At 64.2% G+C, this 299-nt stretch carries 1 protein-coding gene; it reads left to right on the top strand.

Annotation, left to right across the window (positions count from 1 at the left end):
* Window positions 1-299: hypothetical protein (locus SB660_RS19795; protein WP_410583977.1), on the top strand; the 299-nt coding region annotated here is incomplete at both ends.

The following is a 299-nucleotide window of genomic DNA, read 5'->3' as shown; positions in this document are numbered from 1 at the left end:
CGACCATCGTGGTCCACGACGCCACGGGAACGGTGGCGGGTTACACCGAGCTCGATGTACCGCCGGAGCCCGATCGATCCGTGGAACAGCGCGACACCCTGGTGCTGCGCGATCATCGCGGTCGCCGCCTCGGGATGCTGTTGAATCTCGCCAACATCCGCGAGCTCCGCGACGGGTTCCCCGATCACGGTCTCATCGAGACGATGAATGCCGAAGAGAATCGCCACATGCTCGACGTCAACGAAGCAGTCGGATTCGTGCCGCTGTCGTACGCCGCCCGATGGAAGAAGGTCCTCGGG

Origin of the sequence: Bacillus sp. SIMBA_005 (assembly GCF_046535585.1) — a bacterium.
GTDB lineage: Bacteria > Bacillota > Bacilli > Bacillales > Bacillaceae > Bacillus > Bacillus pumilus.
Note: the sequence above shows the minus strand (reverse complement) of the source record. Positions and strands in the feature narration are given on the sequence as shown.